This window comes from Propionispira raffinosivorans DSM 20765 (genome assembly GCF_000381065.1).
GTDB lineage: Bacteria > Bacillota > Negativicutes > Selenomonadales > Selenomonadaceae > Propionispira > Propionispira raffinosivorans.
Map to the genome: position 1 here is coordinate 1 of NZ_KB905846.1, position 19,325 is coordinate 19,325.

Annotated in this window: 15 protein-coding genes; 1 reads left to right on the forward strand and 14 read right to left on the reverse strand. The window is 35.8% G+C overall.

Going from position 1 to position 19,325, the window contains the following annotated elements; genetic code table 11:
• Positions 1-205: IS3 family transposase (locus tag F606_RS0107790; protein ID WP_019553320.1), on the forward strand; the 205-nt coding region annotated here is incomplete at its 5' end.
• A 398-nt stretch (positions 206-603) separates the two neighbouring features.
• Here the strand turns inward: F606_RS0107790 and F606_RS0107795 are convergent.
• The 14 genes from F606_RS0107795 to F606_RS23940 all read right to left on the reverse strand — a co-directional run bounded on the left by F606_RS0107795 (position 604) and on the right by F606_RS23940 (position 19,325).
• A complete protein-coding gene (locus F606_RS0107795) occupies positions 604-4,887 on the reverse strand; it encodes a S1 family serine peptidase (protein ID WP_019553321.1) in 4,284 nt (1,427 codons plus the stop codon).
• 3 nt (positions 4,888-4,890) lie between these two features.
• The gene (locus F606_RS0107800; protein ID WP_019553322.1) at positions 4,891-6,093 is read right to left on the reverse strand and encodes an MBL fold metallo-hydrolase; all 1,203 of its coding nucleotides are present in this window, start codon (positions 6,091-6,093) and stop codon (positions 4,891-4,893) included.
• Between the two features lie 190 nt (positions 6,094-6,283).
• Positions 6,284-7,045, reverse strand: a complete 762-nt coding sequence (locus tag F606_RS22260) for a DUF5710 domain-containing protein (protein WP_019553323.1) — start codon at positions 7,043-7,045, stop codon at positions 6,284-6,286.
• A 62-nt stretch (positions 7,046-7,107) separates the two neighbouring features.
• Positions 7,108-8,133, reverse strand: coding sequence for a topoisomerase DNA-binding C4 zinc finger domain-containing protein (locus F606_RS23160; RefSeq protein ID WP_019553324.1), 1,026 nt, complete (start codon positions 8,131-8,133; stop codon positions 7,108-7,110).
• Positions 8,134-8,163: 30 nt separating this feature from the next.
• Positions 8,164-9,336 carry a serine/threonine protein kinase gene (locus tag F606_RS0107815; RefSeq protein WP_019553325.1) on the reverse strand — a complete coding sequence of 391 codons (1,173 nt, stop codon included), beginning with the start codon at positions 9,334-9,336 and terminating at the stop codon, positions 8,164-8,166.
• Between the two features lie 125 nt (positions 9,337-9,461).
• Entirely contained in the window at positions 9,462-10,475 is a 1,014-nt protein-coding gene (locus tag F606_RS0107820; protein ID WP_019553326.1) for a hypothetical protein, read from the reverse strand.
• A 52-nt stretch (positions 10,476-10,527) separates the two neighbouring features.
• A complete protein-coding gene (locus tag F606_RS20765) occupies positions 10,528-11,613 on the reverse strand; it encodes an ArdC family protein (RefSeq protein ID WP_019553327.1) in 1,086 nt (361 codons plus the stop codon).
• 546 nt (positions 11,614-12,159) lie between these two features.
• Positions 12,160-13,332 (reverse strand): hypothetical protein, encoded by a 1,173-nt coding sequence (locus tag F606_RS22265; protein ID WP_019553330.1) that lies wholly within the window; start codon positions 13,330-13,332, stop codon positions 12,160-12,162.
• A 27-nt stretch (positions 13,333-13,359) separates the two neighbouring features.
• The gene (locus tag F606_RS0107845) at positions 13,360-14,505 is read right to left on the reverse strand and encodes a ParB/RepB/Spo0J family partition protein (protein WP_019553331.1); all 1,146 of its coding nucleotides are present in this window, start codon (positions 14,503-14,505) and stop codon (positions 13,360-13,362) included.
• Between the two features lie 4 nt (positions 14,506-14,509).
• A complete protein-coding gene (locus F606_RS0107850) occupies positions 14,510-15,259 on the reverse strand; it encodes a ParA family protein (RefSeq protein WP_019553332.1) in 750 nt (249 codons plus the stop codon).
• Between the two features lie 150 nt (positions 15,260-15,409).
• A complete protein-coding gene (locus tag F606_RS0107855; RefSeq protein ID WP_245542099.1) occupies positions 15,410-15,928 on the reverse strand; it encodes a DUF5348 domain-containing protein in 519 nt (172 codons plus the stop codon).
• Positions 15,929-16,094: 166 nt separating this feature from the next.
• Complete coding sequence (gene rlmD / locus F606_RS0107860; RefSeq protein ID WP_019553334.1) at positions 16,095-17,480, reverse strand: 23S rRNA (uracil(1939)-C(5))-methyltransferase RlmD; 1,386 nt, start codon at positions 17,478-17,480, stop codon at positions 16,095-16,097.
• A 242-nt stretch (positions 17,481-17,722) separates the two neighbouring features.
• Positions 17,723-18,793 (reverse strand): molybdopterin-guanine dinucleotide biosynthesis protein B, encoded by a 1,071-nt coding sequence (gene mobB / locus F606_RS20775; RefSeq protein ID WP_019553335.1) that lies wholly within the window; start codon positions 18,791-18,793, stop codon positions 17,723-17,725.
• Between the two features lie 43 nt (positions 18,794-18,836).
• On the reverse strand, positions 18,837-19,325 hold the full coding sequence (locus F606_RS23940) for a MogA/MoaB family molybdenum cofactor biosynthesis protein (protein ID WP_019553336.1): 489 nt from the start codon (positions 19,323-19,325) through the stop codon (positions 18,837-18,839).

A 19,325-nucleotide genomic window follows, 5' to 3' on the forward strand; every position in this document is an offset into this window, starting at 1 on the left:
CCCCTATGACAATGCCGTAGCCGAAGCTACGTTCAAAATTATTAAGACAGAATTTGTTCGTAATTATCACTTTGAAAATCTTGGTGAATTAAATCAAAAACTAAAATGCTACGTCCATTGGTTTAACAGCAAAAGAATTCATTCAACATTAGGCTATTTAAGCCCAATAGACTACAAATGTGCACACCTCAAAATAACTGTCTAATAAAGTGTTGACATACCAGACCGTTCCTTTTCATGATCGAATTATCTACAACTCCTACAAGATTATTATTGAAGGTAGGGACTCCATGAGAAAGAGAAAAGGCTGCAAGAGTAAGATAAAATACGCCCCCTCAAAGTATGATTTCCAGAGTAAGGAAGGAGCATTCACGCTATCGCATGCATACTCCTTCCTTACTCTGGAAAAGCAATAGTTAAGGGGTAATGGCCTTATAGCGCTTTAGCAAGTAAAGCCACTTATTGAAAACTACCGTCTGCCAATGATTTGCTGTGATGTGGCCCTATCTGCGTGAACCTGGCCTTGTTTTGCCCACCAAGTTGGCCTCATGCCCGCCGTTTTAGTGGACTCATCTGAGCGAAATATTCACTTAAGTACGATTTTTAGCAATGTGGCTTAAGAATATCAACATAGTAGTGATTTTCGACAATGCTATTTTCTTCATAAACATAACTTTCGCTAAATTCTGCCCTACCTTCAAAGTTTGAATTTCCTGTAATAACTTGCTTTTCTCCTCTCGTCACCCATATTAATGATAGTCCATGTTGGTTAAGATACTTATCTAAAATTTCTTGATTAATAAATAAATCTCCCCCTTTGTTTTTTCCATTAATAAATGCAGATTCTAATTGGCTTAAAAATTGATTTTTACCATCCCAAACCAACTGCAAATCATCAAAAAATTTTCGGCAGGGCAATAAAAGTCGACCTCCAATATCAAACGGAAGAAACGGCGAGTCTTTTTCATTGTTATAATCGTTTACTGTTGGAATTATTTTCACAGGGATTTTATTACTTCCAAAACCACCATGAGCCTCATCATAATAATCTAAAACATTTACATAAGAGGCTGACCATGGATATTCAGCAACCCACCCTTCATAAAAACTAGAGTCTCCATGAGATAACCATTCACTATTTGGGACATCTTCTTTTATCCATTTTTTGATTTCTGCTAAATCCTCATTTTTTACTAGAAAACTATATACATGCATCCAAACTTCTCTCATCGGATATTTTTCTAATACGTTTTCACTGAAAGAAGTGCTAAAATAGCCTTTTAACAATAAGTATTTTTGATTGTTAAACTCTGTTTCCATAACTGTTTTTATTTCATTTTTTATATCATCTTTAGAAAACCAATCCATATATGATAGTTTGTTTGTTCTCCTAAAATCATATTTAAATTCTGTTCCTACGAACTCCCCATCCTCAGTGTACGGTATACAACTTAAATCTATTTTTCTTAAACCATTGCCCTGTTCTTTAGGTATTATTTCCGGTTCATCATCGTATCTATGTCGAGATTTAAATTCATAATTATCAATTATGCTTCCTAAAACTCTATACAATGCAATTTTTTGATATTTTTTACCAATTCTTTCAACACTTCCATCCCTATTCCGAAGAGCCCCATAGGTGTAATCAATATATCCATCCAATTCTTCATGCTTTTTCGAATACCCTATTTCAATTATTTCATTATAAATCATATTCCCTATTTCTTCTTTGCTAAAACCATAATCTCCTACATATTCTGGAATAGTATATATTGCAAAATCACTTTTTGTGCAATTCCAATATAATCGAGGATATCTTTCTTTAATACGCTTTATATAATTACTGCTCATTTTTTTGACCTTCGAGCTTTCATATGGCGGCCTAAATTCATTAATATTATATTCTAAACAACTCTTATATTGAGCAAACTCTCCTATATTTCTCAGATAATCTCTTATCATTACGTTAACAGGAAAATTTTTAGGTTGAACAAAATTCTTATAAATATATTGCGTTACTTCAACAAGTTTTTCCTTATTATTATTTAGGATAAGTGATGCATTAATAGCTCCCCAGATTCGTTCTTGAATATACTCATCATTCACTTTTGAAAAACTATCTATCAAATAAAATATAGTTTCTGGATATATTTTTAAAAGATTTACTAGTCCTTTACTAGCTAAATCTCTTGTATAAATATCATTTAAGCAAGTAAACCAGCCCAAAGCCAATTCCCACATTTTTACAATATCAACCTCAACCTTTGCATTCTCAATATATATAGCATTTTTAAGTAACCTATTAATTATAGTATGTTTCTCATGAGCTTTTAACATAACATATCCTAAAAATAAATCTCGATGAACCATTTGCTGCTGTTGCAGTAATCCATGTAAACAATCTGCATTTATAGAAATATTCTTTTTTAAAGAAAGTTCAAGCATTGTCATCAAGGCATCTTTTGCGAATTCTGCTTGATATAATAATATGTTCAACACCGTTTCTTTCACAGTAATATCTATATGTTTTGATTTTCGCCACGCTAATGATTTTAACCAAATTTTCTTTCTTTCCTCTGCTCCTTCTCTAAAAAATGTTTCCAATTCCTTATCGTATTTCTCTTTATAAAGAATTGCTACAATCTCTAGTACACCTCTATAATTTGCTAAGTTTTTGAATAAATTTTCAATTTCTTCTAACACTTCTTCATGATTTCTATCAAAAATATTCTTTGCTATAACATAGTCATAAAAACGTTCAAATGAAAAAGAAATTGTATTATCTATACCGCTACTTTCCTTAAGTATATGTTCAGCGATAAGTTCATCTAATAATTGCTTCGACAAACTACTATCGGTTATACCTTTATTTTGAAGTTCACATGTAATTGATTCTTTAATTTTACTCCAGCTTAATGCATTTGTTTTTTCTCTATACATATTCTTTCCTATTATATCAATGCATCCCAAAATTATATTTTCTCTAGGAGAAATATAATCTGAAAATTTTTTGGAGATTTTTTCATTTTTAACTCTTAAAAATCGCTCTATTAAATCTCCAAATCCATCAATGTCTAAAACTTGTTCGGCTTCTTTTGTATCAACTAATGTTTCACAATATAATTTTAAGAATAGTGGATTTGTATACTCTACCTGCATTTTATCCGCTGATGGTATCTTTAAATCATAATATTTGAAAAACGCCTCAATGGCCTGAGACTCCACACCTACAAATCCGGTATGTTCTATTTGTACAAACTTACTAATAATTTCTTCACTTAATACTTCAGACAAATAAATTGTTCTACATGTGATGATGAGTTTTATATTTTTATATTTTTTTATATCTTCTATCAAGGAGTTTAAATAGCTATTCCAGTAAGTTTTGTCTGTAGTCTCATTCAATGCGTCTATGCATATAATTATCGGGGTTCCCAATCTATCGCCTACTAAATCCAGATAGTACAACAATTCATCAAAATTAACCTCTTTCAATGAAAGCTTCTCCAAAATGGTTTCTTCAGGGGACATATTTTTGAAATATTGCCCAAAAAACAGTAAACTTGGTGTTCCTTCTTGTATATTATGCCAAACTAAATCACACATACTATGAGTTTTCCCTATCCCCCCTTTTCCAGAAAGCAATAGGTTATTTGAAAAATATAGTTTTACTGGATTTGTTCGAAAAGATTCTATTACTTTCTTCAATATAACGATCATTTCTTTTATTGTGTCCAAGTTAGCACAAGGAAATTCACATTGATATGCCGCCATCCATCCACGCCAATTTTGATTATTATAAGTACCAACACCATTTTTAGATTCAAAAATTTCAACTTCTCTTGCAAAAACACTCTCTAGTTCTTTAATTAAATCATTTATCACTGTATCTAAATTCTCAAAAAAGCTGGCCGCTTCAAACGAAATACCCTCTTGTACAATTTTACGAAACTGTCCTAATGATTCTCTAATAAATTTTTTCGAGCCTTCTATCGCCATATATGATTCTTGGCTAAATAACATTGCCTTTGTGTAACGCTCTTCTTCAAAACACGCGGCTAATCTTTTAGGATACTCTTCTAGTTTTTCAATTAATGCCTTAAAATTATCTATTATCATTTTTTCTTGGGAAAATATCATTAAATCATTGAGTGTTTTATTTTCAATAGTTAACTCTTTAGTATAGCGTGGACCTGCAATTCTGGTAGCTTCTTCAATATGCGTTTGAAAAAAATTAAAATTGAGTTTCTCTTCTAAACTTATATTTTTTGCAAAAGTAACTTTCTTAAGCTCTTTTTCTTCAGTTGTTTGTACAAATTTAGGAAAGCTTTCTTTTATTCGTTTGAAGGAAATACCATATAACTGTTCACTTGTTTCTTGTTGCAAAACTATCCCTACAATAAATCCATTGATTACTATTGGTGCTCCAGATAAACCTTTATAGCTCTGTAGTTTATCGATCTTATCAACATTTAACACAAAATCTATACTTCTTGCTTCCGCATCCGAAGCTACTGTACCCTTTATTTCTATGCCTTCAACACGTTCTTTAGGATATCCATAAATAGCGTAATTTAAGCCAACAGTAGCGGACGTTGGAATTACTATTTTAGTAAAAGTAGTATCTAACACTTCATCTTCTAGACAAATAAAAACGCAATCGATATTTTTCTCATAAGCTTGTTTTAGATTTAGCGTCTTTCCCCTAACTGTTTTTCCACGACCAATATCAACGGATACCCATTTTTCGTCCACTTCATCTTGAAGTGGACTTATTAAGTTATGTCTTGCAGTAATAAAGCATTTTGCATCTATCAAAAAACCTGAACCAACAAACACTTCATTTTCAGTAATTTTCCCTGTAAATTCAGATATATCAAGTTTCATGTTTTAATACTTCCTCTCAATAATATTAGTTCCAGTTCCAAAAATAGTTTTGTATCTATATTTCTGCTTCCAACTTTCATTTAAAATAAAATTCGCTTGCTTAACTGGATAATTAAACGTCATTATTTTATCAATCACTTTACTTTTTAAAATGATATTAGCAATAACATCCATATCTGGATGCCCAAATTTTTCAGAATTTGACGAAACAATGTATTCTTTTGATTTTATACATTCTATAAAATCATTACTAATATTATAGCAACTCCCATGATGTGGCAATTTTATAAGATCAAATATTACGTCGTTTCCGTATGCTTTTAGTAAGCTTTGAATAATTTTACATTCATTTTCTTCTTTAACCACTGAATCTCCCATAAACAATAGTTTTTTTCCGTATGCTTCTAAGACAAATACAATTGAACTATTATTTACAATTGATGTATCAACTTTTTCTAAATCACTTTTATAATTTTCTAAGCAATCCATTGCAGAAATATCGATTCTATTTTTTTCATAATACCTTTTTATTCTAGAAATCAAAAACTCAAATGAGGAAACCATTTTTGTTTTGTTAGCAATGCTAAATTGAAAGCCTTTTGCTGCTAATTCATTAAGCCATTCTTTTTCTAATTCGCATAAGGTTTCTGGACATGGACTAATAATGTTAATTTTGATATTTTCAGAAACATTTATCACACCTAATCGATTAGTAATTGGCCCTCCTGATGAAACTATGTTTTGATTGTATCTTCCATATTCAATTAGGCTTGAAAAAGCTACTCCTTCAACTGGGCCAACGTCTTCCTTCTTAGCAAATTCATCTTCATAACCTTTTCTATTTATTTCATCTATTATTGTTACATCATCTTTTAACGGTATGTTTTTTGAATCTAAATAAAACCTATTTACAATTTGCTCAAAACCATTAAACCATATATTTTCAACATCTATAAATTTTTTAATGTTATTTTCTCTTAAAAATGCAATTAACCCATTAATATGGTCCGCATCAATATGTGTGCATATCATTAAATCAATTTTTTGATTTTGAGTTGCAATACTTCTCAACTCATTCCTCAAAAATTTTTCATATGTTATTCCTAGTCCACCATCTATTAATACATTGAATGTCCTACCATCATCTTTTACTGATAATAAAAAGCAATCACCATATTGTGCAGGAAGTATTTTAAGATTAATCATTATTGCGCTCCTAAAATTATTAATAATTAAATAATTAATATTGCCTTTACTTTATTTTACCATTGGGGCTTGGGCTATGTCGTATTAAATAAATTTTTAAAAAACTTTTTTTATAGATAGAGACCACTTCCACAGATCCAAACTATACTATCCTTGGAAGTGATCTCTATATTTTTTATATAAACATAATTTATTTTATAGAGAAATATGTACCTGAAGAGAGGTTAAGAATTTCATCTAAAGAAATTACAGGTTCTGATTCTAATTCTACTTTATTGGTATGAATATCTAAACGATAAATTGGAGCACATTTTTTTATATACATATCTTCAGAACCAAAGGTAATTTCTGCATATACTGGTAAATCATAAGGCAGAAAGATTTGGTATAGCTTTAATTGTGCTGCAGCTTTTGCAGAATCAATATAAAAAGGACTCTCCGGCTCATCAAATAAGAAATGATTTCCCTGAAGTTTACCACAACGATGGCAATGATTCGCCAGATAACTACACCCACGAAAATTTGAATAACCCATATGATAATGAAAATGTTGCTCCAAATACTTTAATAAACTTTCTGGAATTGGAGAAAATGCAGGCATTATATGAATTTCATTATCAAATTCAACTGATTCAGTCTCACTTTGATTAAGTAAGTTATTATCTTCGTCATAATAACTTTCGTAATCAAGGCAAAAAGAGCGTTCTACACCAAAGCAAATAACAGGAGTTTCCTGCCGACATTTATAGCAGATTTGTTTACTTTCCACAATGTATATATAATCACAAAGAAATTCTATTTCTCCATTATTAGTTTTGTTAAGAATCCATTTTAAAAACTTATAATAATCAGAACGATTCTTTACATACCAGCGTTTTATTTCAGGATTCCATTTAGCACCTAAAGCCTTTACAGTATCTTTTTCCCCATAAGGAACATCTAAAAGCAACATATACATTCCTCCTACTTAGTAAAATCAATATCCTACGTAACAAGACTTTGAAAATTTGTTAATCATGATTTTATGATAATTTCACCTGTCTCTTTATCAATATTTACTGTAAATCTACAATGCGGATAATTGTCACAGCCCCAAAACTCTCCATATCTCCCCATACGCTCTACAAGTTTCCCTCCACAATTGGGGCAAATTCTCTTTGAAAAACAATCATATCTTTCATCGTCAGCTTTATTCATATAAAACAGCTTTCGCTCTTCCATATTTTTTCGAAAATCTTCCATCTCCGCTATCCCAGCTTCTGCTGAGCAAAAAATCTTATCTTCTGCTGCAGAGATACAAAATTCACACCCACAACAATCATCTATAAAATTAGCATATGGCTTGCCATGCCATTTCCGTCTGCTCATTGGACAATAATCTACATGTTCAGTATATCCACGAGAAATAATTGGCATAGGCTTAGCTACGCTTATAAACTTTTGTAGACATTCTTTTTCAAAGCTATTGTAAATCCATTTTTTCTGTTCTGAATCTTCGAAGATAATTTTTCCCAAATCCTCTTTTTCTAAACTTTGCTTATAAGCACTTAAGTCTATTTCTATTGTTGATATTCCACTATTTTTTATTTTCAATGTCTTATCTGTATCAACAGCATGTGTAACATAAATTTCTACATATATTTTTTTCTGATCACTAATCAAAACAACATCTGGAATAATACTTTCCTGCCGCTGCTCTAAAAGCACTTGATCAACCTTGATTTCCTTTGCTTTCGAAAGCAATATTCTTTCCCTACCGCTTCCTGGAAAATTAAGATAGACAGCTGGAATCATAATTTTTTTATGTTCCATTATCATTTGTTTTGCTGCTAAATGCCATGATGTTTCATATCCATATTTACATTCTTCTGAGTCATAATGTGCAAAATGATGCATCATAACTTTTCCTTTTTTGGCGATCAATTTTCCATTACAAGCCGGACAGAAACATTCACATTTTAACCCATTAGAAACATTTGATATATGTACCAGATTTCCATTCTGTAGAGCATAAATCATATGAAACTGTTTTACGAACATATTTACAGATTCCTTTCCTATTTTTATAAATTATCCAATATAATTTAGTGTTCGAAAAAAATCCGTCATTTCACCAACGGATTGATATCGCTTTTCTTTATCAGGAAACATTCCCTTTTTAACAAATTCTCTAAGAGAGGTATTTTTTATTTCGCCTGTATTTAATTTGCCTGTCATAATAAAATAAACCAACAATGTTAAAGCATAGGTTTCATGAACCATGCTATAATTCTGAAAACCTTCTAGTCGTAATGTTGGATCATTAAACGAACCTTTAAATTCAGTACCAGCTGTTGTTAATGTGCTATCAGGACGTTTGACTAAGCCAAAATCAGCAATCTTAACAACAGGAACATCATCATATAATTTTAATAAAATATTATTATGACTAATATCCCTGTGCAATCGCTCTTTTAAGTGAATATATTGAAACGCACGCAATACTTGATTTACAATACCCTTACGTTGCACTATATCTAACTTATTATTATTTTGCTTGATATATCTTTCTAATGTACAGTCCATAAATTCCATAATATATTCATTGGCTATTTCGTCATAACGATAAACCTTGACTATATATGGAGAATTCAACCTTTGCATTTCTTCAAATTCTTGTTTAAATCTTGCCACCTCTTTATCATTCAACTCTTTCTTAGCACGTTTTAAAACAAACCAGGTTTGATAAAATGGATCTTGATATTTAAATACTTTTGCATACGATCCCTCTCCAACTAACCGTAATGAAAATGTTTTTACATCACTAGACCTTTCTACGGTTACAGAATCTACAAGAGTAAAAATTGGCAAACTATAATACAGTTCAACTTTTTCCATATGCGAAGGAATTTCACTTCCTCCACTCCCTTTAAGAAATTTTTGTGATTTCTCAATCAGGTCTGCATAATATGAATCAAAATCAAATGCAAATTTACTATCTTTTAAAGTTCTTTGCAAACCAGTAGAAATATCAATGGCACGCAACAGTTCTCTACTAGGAGCAGCCAAAAAATGCGCTGTATATTCATTTGTAGGAAGTCTATCATTCATTGCCTTATATGTAGAAATAAAAATACTATGTAATGTTGAAAGAATTCCTTTCAATTTGTTATGTTCAATATTATGATATAAGTCTTGATACTCAATATTAATATCCGATTGCAATTCGCGGTATTGCATTTCAATATAATTTTCTATATTCAATATAATCACTTCCTAAATCTTTTTACTGTAATATTATACCACCATAAAACATTTAATTTTATACAACCTAAAAAGATCTATCACATTAAATGCGACAGATCCTTTTAGTTTGTATAAAACGTTAATCAGATAGATCTTTCCCGTTCATGTTCCTGATTACGCATATTTGCTTTAGATTCAACACGAAAAAGCACTTTTCTTGGTTTTTTAATACTAATTTTATTATCAAAATCCTTATCCTGAATGGATGGCAATCTTTTTCCCTTCACTAGCTCAGATATACGCTGAACCACTTGGTGCTGCTCTACTGTTTGGTTTTCTTCCTGTGTTCCTCTTTCTACAGCCTGACGTTTCTTTTCCAGTGGTGAAAGATTTAAAATGCTTTCTTTCTTCAACTGCAAATATTGAGTACCTTTATGAAAAATGGAAGAAGTTTTTTGAACAGCCTGATCTACCATGCTATAGGCCTTATCTTGAACTGCAGTTTTTATTTTATCTGGCATTTCCTGAATACCAGTATAAACTTGTTTCACCTGCTCTCGCGCCTCTTTCCATAAAGCAGTCGCAATGACCGGCTTTTGCCAACGAATATCCGCGCGGAGATTTTCTATATCAGAAACAAACTTTTTGCTACTAGCCACTAATTTCTGCATTTTTTCTGGCGAACTACCTTTTGTCTGTTCCTGTATCTGCTCAATAATATTTTTGATTTGTTCCATTTCTCGCTGAACCTGCCACTCACGCTCTATAAGTTTTTCATATTCCATTTGTAGAAAAACACTCGCCTGTTGAAAAGAATCTACCGTTTTATCCGAAGTAGCCATAACGTCTTTCTCAGAATTTGCGTTTTCCTGCACAGCCTGTAAATTCTGCAAATTTTCCTTGATAGCCTCATGTTTCGGTTCATATTCCAACCAAGTTTCTGGCGATGGTACATAATCCTGCTCAGCCTGCGAAAACTGATCCATCTTTTCATACAAATTGTCAGAGGCCTTACTTATATCACGGCACACGGTTTCCGGGGACTTATCAATCCTAGCCTGTACACTTTTTTCCATATCCCGTTTTAGTTGACTGCCAAGATTACCATAATTCTGCGCATCGGCTTCATCTATCATCTGCCATAAATCTTTTTCCATAACGATTTTCTCCCTTCAAATTCAAAAGGTGTCCATTATGGGCCCCCTTACATCATCGTGCCAATTCTGTCTGTTTTGGCTTATCCTTTAACGAAACTTGCAATTTTTGTTTCCGTTGCTGTCGATTTTTCTTCTCCATTGCCCGATCCGCAATCTCCTGAAACGGTGATACCTTTGTCGTTTCCTTGACCTCTTTACTAACCAGTACTTCCTTACCATTTTCCAACGTTTTTGGCGCCACTTGTTCAAGTCCTTTCAATAGCATGTTCTTCTCAATGTAATCGGTCATTTCTTGTGCCTTAGAAGCTGCCCTATACAATTCATTGGGATCATCTTTTAAAACTTTGGCCCAAGACTGCAAATATGCAGCATGATTCTCATAATGCTTTTCATCAAATTTAATCCCATATTCCTGCTGCAAAAACGTAGAGGCAAGCTCGGCCCTTAGTTCTTCTTTGGCATATTCACTTTTTTCAAAATTGAACATATCCCGGTTCATCCGGGTAGAATGTCCGGTACTATGGGCAATTTCATGCGCACAAGTCGCATAAAAGCCGTCCAGGGTCTTAAATATTTCTCGCGGCAATACATGGATTTCATCTGTCGTAGGGCTATAAAAATTTCGATTGCTCTGATCAAAGAAAATTTTTGCCTCACTGTTTTTCAGCATATTTTCCATATATCTATTTTTCTCATTCTCATCAATGGTCAACCGATGCTCTGGCGGAACCCCTTCCATTTGCTGTGCATTGAATACTGTATAGAATTTAACCATGGGACGATCCAACTCTTTAAGTTTTTTCTCTTCTTCGCCCGTTTCTGGATTTAATTCCTTGACGGAAATGGATTTCGACCACCATTCAATATGCGTTCCCTTTTCGCCTTTTTTGACCTGCCAACCTTTTTCCTGCGCCTGCTTATAGGTGCACCAACGACTATCTGTATAACCTTTGTCCTCCACTGCAATCATCAGTCGCATACGGTTAAGCCCACGATAGGATGCACCAAGCGCCATATTATGCGCTGGTCTGCCAAAGTGCTCAGAATCCCAAAAGAACGGCTTTCCTGCCTCAATATCTTTTATTACTTTTTCCACAAGAGCATTCCGCTGCTCTTGCACATGCTCTGGTAACGCCATATCCTCACCCCCTAACGTTTTGCGTTTTCCTCATCGGATTCCTGCGCCAATTCCTCTTGCTCTTCCTCAGTCAGCACTTGTTCATTTAGTTCCATTCCGTAATCTTCCATCGGTTTTTCCGCCTTCATCGCACTTCACCTCCTGCTTTTGGTATCTTTTTTTATCACAATTTCGACCTTTTCCTCATCAAATTTCAAACTCAAAACATAGGCATTATCATACCAAATGAGCTCATTATCCTTGAATACACCGCGATTGGTCGATATAATTCTTCTCCCATTTTCAATAAACTCCACCCTCATTCAATCCACATCCTTGACCAGCACATTGATTTTCCCCATAAAAAATCATTACAAACCGAATCGTGTGTCCATTATGGACCCCCAAACGAATCGACGTATCCTAAGAAGCAGGGGCAAAATCGGTCGTTTTTATACGGCAACGCTGGCCCCCCACCTACCCCAAGATTAAATTTGACTACAGTCAGTCAAGGTGTCCATAATGGACACCTTGAATTCCAGGCATTCACACCGGACTCTTTTCATCCTACTCTTTTTTATATTTTGCAAGAAAAGCGTGAAATGGACTATTTTCAGGAATTTCAAATTGATTTGCTTCCTCTTCTGCTTCTCGTTCCAGAGCAACTATTTGTTGCCGTTCTATCTCCGCCATTTTTTCTCGCATAGCAGCTTTCTTTTCCTCCTGAAGCTGTTTAAACGCAGCTGGAGCATCAACATATCCTTCCCGCAACGCCATATGCAGCCAACCTGCAGGATTATTTATCTTCCCTTTTTGCAATGCCCTTTTCAAAAGTTCCCATTGCTGTTCAACTGCCTCAAGACCGTATTCAGCAATAAATTTCTTTGCAGTAGCAAGCATAATACCATAGCTTGGCATTACAAAAAGTAAGCGATCCAGTGAATATTTTATGTTAACCATATCTCCAACAACAGTTTCCTCATTCCTGTCTGTTGTTGTTTTTTCTGAGAATTCTCTGTTGTTATTCTCTGGTATTGGTGAGGACAGATTGTCCGATTCCATAGGGACAAAATGACCGGATGGATTTGGACAACTTGTCCCTATGAAACAATCATTTTGGGCATTCTCCGCCAAAGAACCCGGCAAGCCTTGAATTTCCTCACAAGGACAATTTGTCCCTATGGACTGGTCACTAACGGAAGCACCTCCCATAGTATCTGCAGACCCTTGATCTTCCTCATGTGGACATTTTGTCTCTATGGATCGGTCACTAACAGAATCATCGCCCAAAGTACCCGTAACCCCTTGATTTTCTTTACGAGGACAATTTGTCCCTATGAACTGGTCATCAACAAAATCATCATTTTTTCCGGATACATCTGGCTCCGATTTTTCATGATCTTCCGGCTGCTCTTTCTCTACCCGTTCCAGCGCAACATAATCAATCGTGTACCACTTTGTGCGATCATATCCTTTTTGATTATAATTACCAGATATAACCAATTTTTGCTTTTCTAAATTTGAAATTGTTCGTGATAAAGTCTTCTGCGACCAAAACGGAAATTGCTTTGACCAGTCCGCCATGGTGTTATATACCCATTGCCGACCATCGATAATATTTTTACTGCGATCCACCCAATAATGCAGTTGCTGTATAAAAAGCGCTTCATTCAAGCCGATTTTTACTGCAAGGCTGGGCAGGCACATCAAAGGAAACTCATTGATCAATAATTTACTCATTTTCTTCTCTCCCCCAACTGCAGATCATTAATTATTCATGGTATTTGCGACTTGAAAGTTTTTCGAATGCTCACAGGGCCGATCACAATCATCACAACATTCTTTGCACCGTTCCGGGCAATGAGATTCATCTAAATAGTCCAAGACCTCTTTTATAACCTTGACACGTGCCTGCCACTCCTGACACTCTTCTTCTGTTTTATCAGCAGTTTCTACGGAAAGCCGTTGTTCAGCGTCTTTTAATTTCTCAGCAATCTCCTGCTGAAGCCAAATTTTTGCAGCTATATTTTTATCTGCATCGTTTTTTTGCGTTTGGCCAAACAATTTTGTCTGACCTTCATCCTCTAATTCACATTCTGTTGGACTCTCTTTTACAACAGGAGTAAAGTCATTTTTAGACACAACGACTTTTTTCTTTTCCTCTTTTACCGCCTGCACCGTAACGTCTTCGCCCCGGTCTTTAATTGCTTCAAGCACCGAATTTTGCTCTTCAGTATCCATACTTGCCAATTCTGCTGCAGCTGTAGCCGTAATATTTCCTGCATCAACCTCGACTTTAACTTCATCTGAAACCTTCCGTATGGCCTCTTTACGCTGCAAGGAAGTCTCCGAAATGCCAAGGATATTAGCAAAATAAGGCCGAAACTTACCGTCAATATTTCCTGCCGCCTTCTGATAATCATAAAGTTTCTTGATAATTGGCTTAATCAATGCAATTTCATCGGCTTCCTGCGAAGGAGTTAGATTCCTGCGCTGCCCTTTATTCGGAAATACGATATTTAGCGTTTCCATTTCGTCGTCCGTTATGGCATCCTCAAAATCATTGATAATTTCTCGTGTAATAGTCGGGACCATTTGATTATCTGTCATACCTTGCTCCAAGCGGTAAAGCTGGGCCAAGCGGCGGCGATGGCCGCTGGTAATCATAAATCTGCCATCATCCATCGTCGTTAAAATAATTGGCTCTATATTATGGGTAAGCTGAATCATCATTGCCAGCTCTTCAATATTATCCAGACTGTACATTTCATTTTTAGGATTTGGCACTAGTTCATGAACGTCTCGCATGATAATTTTTTCCGTAGCTTGGAGCTCATTTCTACTGCTGCCTTGCACCGGTTGAGAATTTTTATTTAAAAGCTTTGCAATTAAACTTACTGACTGTTTTTTCATCGTTTCATTCCCCCGCTAAAAGTTCTTTTAAAAACTGCACAAGATCCCGTGCAAAGCCACAATTGGGCGAATACTCGAAAATAGATTTTCTTTCTTCTGCCGACGCTTCCAGCTTGTCTTTTGTATAACGAATTCTTGTCCTAAATAAGGGGAATTGACTTCCTAATAGATCAATGCAACGGAACCCATGTGGGGTAGAAGAAAATTTATTAAGAAGGCAGCCACGAAATCGTAGTGCAGTATTATATTCCTTAATTGCTTCTATATAGTCGACCATCTGCGAAACGCCGCGAATGCCATAAATATCCGGTGTTGTCACAATAATAACTTCATCACTGGCTACCAAGGCATTGATGACAGAGGCATTAATTGTCGGAGGATTATCAATAAGACAAACATCATAATTTTCAGCAACCTGTTTTAATGATTCTTTTAAAATGGTTTGCTGCACAATCTCTTCATCCTTTATGACGGCCACATTGGCATCCAGTAAAGCGGCACCGCTGGCAACAATGTCAATTTGGGGATACCGCGTAGGCTGGATAACTTCCTGAATATCTGACTTGCCTAACAGGATATCTGCCAATGATTTTTCCGGATCTGCATCAAAGAACTGCGAGTCATTGCCTTGATCGTCATTATCTATGACCAAAACTCTTAAATCACAGCTTTCTGCTATGGCATACGCCATATTAACGGTAATCGTTGTTTTGCCAACGCCGCCTTTTTTGTTGATGAACGAAAATATTTTCATAAATTTTTCAAGTCCTTTCGCTTAATTTTTCTATACAAATCAAGCGAAAATCTGCTATAATTAATCTTAGAGAATGAGATTTGTTTATAACAAATTTTCACGTCAAGCGCTATCAGCGGCCAACTGATAGCGCTTTTTTCATACCCATTTTTATCTACCCTTGATCCTTACTAACGTATCTTCCATCTTCATATCTGGACGTTCCGTAAAATAGTAATCCTCACTATATTCAATAGACGTTGGAAGCCAGGTCATCCATTCTTCTTCATCCGAGAAATATGGTACATAAACCTCACAACCGCTTCCACACGCGAATTCAATATCTGTGCCTTCCATTTCGAACCGACCTGCTGAATTTCGGACTAATCGCCCTTTCTTTCCTATAGCTGCAAACATCTGCTTTAAACGCCAATCGCTTTCATCGAAAGCATTACTGCCTAAGCTCAGCAAATGTTTCACATAAGTACGTTCCTCTTCTGTTGCATTCTCCGGATTGAATTCGTTCTGAATCCATGCCAAATCATCAACAAGTTTCCTAATCATTGGAGCAGCCTTTCTAAATCGTTCAATCATGCCCTGCCTTAACATTTTCTGTTCCTCCTTCGCTAAAAACGGATAAAAAAATAGACGTTCAATATTATCAAATATCAAACGTCTAAAACTAAACACTTATGCTATTGTAGAATAATTAATCCACTTGCTCCTAATAAAAATTAACGTGTCTACTCACACCAGATGTAACCGTACTTCCACTTTTATGAACTCTTCAATCACTTTTTTGAGCTCTCCATCCTTATTTTTCTTAAAGCGAAAATGTGGCTGGAAGTACGGAAAATCAAGGATTTTCGGGTATTTTTCGTTGTAGCAACGTAATACTCTCCACATGACTCGTCTGGGCAAACATGTCTACCGGCTGTACTTCTACTGCCTTATAACCAAGTTCATCTAAAATAGCCACGTCGCGAGCGAGTGAGGCTGGGTTACAGGAAACATAGACAATACGATCTGGATTCATCTGAGCGAAGATTTCCAGTACATTTTGTTCGCAACCCACACGAGGTGGATCGACTACAATAACGTCTGGAGTTACGCCTCTTTTATGCAGATCAGGCATTAAGACAGTTGCATCACCAACAATGAATTTAACATTGTCAATGTTATTGTTTTTCGCATTTTTATTCGCATCACGAATTGCCTGCGCAACGATTTCAATACCAATTACTTTTTTCGCATGTTTTGCTAAAAAGAGAGTAATGGTACCTGTACCACAATATGCATCAAGAACGGTTTCCACACCTGTAAGCTTCGCATATTCTAATGTTTTATTATAAAGAACTTCGGCCTGCTTGGTATTTACCTGGAAAAATGAGCGCGCCGAAATCATGAAATCAAAATCACCGATTTTGTCCGTAATGGTTGCTTTGCCCCAAAGTTTTTTCGTCTGCTCTCCAAGAACCACATTGGTATCATTTGGATTGCTGTTTTGCATAACACTTACCAGATTTGGTATGCGTTTTTCCAAAAGTTTAACAAACTGATCTGCTTTTGGCAGTACTTTCGTTGTAATAACGAGTACGACCATAACTTCACCACTGGCAGTACCTACTCTGCCGACTACATGGCGCAAAACACCTTTTTGCAACGTTTCATCATAAACACTAATATCAAGTTCTTTTATGATATCCCGAACTACATTAGCAATTTTATTGTTTGCTTCATCTTGAATCAGGCAGTTTTTGGTATCAACAATTGTATGTGAGCCTTGAGCAAAACAACCGACAATAACTTTATCATCTTTTTTACCGATTGGAAATTGCATTTTATTGCGATAATTCCAAGGATTTTCCGCACCTAAAGTTGGATGGATCAAAATTTCCGACTGCTTACCAATATGTTTCAAAGCGTCTACAACCTGCTGATGTTTTATATCAAGTTGTCCCTGATAATCAATGTGCTGGATTTGACAGCCACCACATGCATCATAAATCGCACATTTTGCCGCCACACGCTGAGGACTTGCCGTAATTATCTTTTTGATATTTCCTTTGGCATAACTTTTTTTCACTTCAGTAATTACGACTTCTACGGTTTCACCGATCAAAGCATATGGCACAAAAACAGTAAAATCTTCATATTTTCCGACACCTTCACAGCTATGCCCCATACTTACGATATCAATTGTATATTTTTTCCCTCTGTTTACTGGTATTTCTTTTTTCAAAATTTTTACTCCATTCTTGCGCCTTTATAAATATAAAAAGCGCGGCCGTCGCCACGCTTTATTCACGCATCAGGTACGTTCCATATGAATAACGAAACGCTGTCTACTTTTTATTATATCTTGTTTTGGATAGCTTGTAAATGAAGGTTTTGCCTTTTAAATGAATTTAGTTTTATATTGCCTGCCCTCTGCCCTGATATTCTGAGATAAAGCCGATTCATTTACACTAAATATATTTTTATTTAAAGCAATTTTTGAATAAACAGCGCTGTTTTTTCTGGTTCGTCGAGTGGTAATATCTTAATGTTTGTATCTGCCTGAAACTGATTGGTAAGAATCGCTGCTAAATCTTCCCTTGGCGTAATCAACTCAGTATGGATATCGCCCCGAAAAATTTCTAGTATAGGAAAGACTCCATGGTGTCGACTTTCAATCAAGATTAAATCCACAGCATCGATTTTAGCGGCTACTTCTAGTAAACTCTTTTTTTCTTGTGTCTTCGCAATAATTGCATATTGCTGCGGTGAAACAATCGCTACCACCTCGGCACCAGCCTGACTAAATTGCCAGGTATCTTTGCCCTCATGATCGAGATCAAAACCATGTCCATCACTTTTAAGAACAGCCGTGCGCAGTCCCATTTGTTTCAATAGCGGAAGAAGCTTCGTTATAAAAGTGGTTTTACCCGAGCCGGAGGTACCGGCAACAATCGAAACAATCGGTATGCGGCGTTTTCCATTCATGGCTTTGGCTTTGGCAATAACCAGTTCTTCCGGTGTATTCACATTGAAAAAGCTTCGCGAAAAATCATACAGCGGTACCCGTTTCGTTTCGACGTTTTGCAATAACAAATCGATTTTCCGTTTACCTCGTTCGAGGAGTTGAACAATGACGGGAACACAATCTCGATGGTAAATAGCAGCTAAAGGTTGTTGATGCTCTTTGGTAAGCGGCACGATTGCCTGATTTATTCCATCCGCATAGGCTGCAAGTCCCTCTACGAAGTGAAAGTCCAGTAATGGCATGTCACATGAGACCACTACGTAATAGGACAAGCTGCCGAAGCTCAGGCCGGCATGGATTCCACCCAGAGGTCCACAGTCAGCATAAACATCCTTAGTCAATTTGATGGGCAGCGTTTTATATTGTTCAGCCGCATCATTTGCAACGACAATGATATCCGTAAAACCATAGTCTTTTGCTTTATGAATCATATTTTCTAAAAAAGTTTGCCCCTGCCAGTTTAACCAAGTTTTATTGCGCCCCATCCGCGAACTTTTGCCACCAGCCAGAATAATAAGCCCCAGCTCCATAAGCAGCCCTCCTTTTAAAATCGAGTGATTGCACCGACTTTATTTAGACTCTGGCACATTCACTTGCTTCACCGCGTAAAATTTTGAGTCCATGCTCAATTTCCGGTAAAACAAAGCCCAAACATTCTTTGACCGCTTTCGGACTTCCCGGCAAATTTACAAGTAAGGTATTTTGACAAATTCCCGCAACAGCGCGGCTCAGCATCGCCCGTTTCGTTATCTGAAGGCTCAAATAGCGCATCGCTTCCGGAATACCGGGTACATGCCGTTCAATGACCGCGAGCGTTGCCTCCGGCGTAACGTCACGCTGCGAAAATCCCGTTCCGCCCGTTGTTAAGATCAAGGCAACATCCTGTTTGATAAGCTCCCGCATTTTGTCTGCCAATACATCTTTTTCATCCGGTAAAATGCTCTGACTATGGATTTTGTAGCCAGCCGCCATAAGGATTTCACGGATTGTCTGCCCACTGACATCTTCTCGCTCTCCTTTAGATCCTTTGTCACTGGCTGTAATAATAGCCGCTTCAAACAT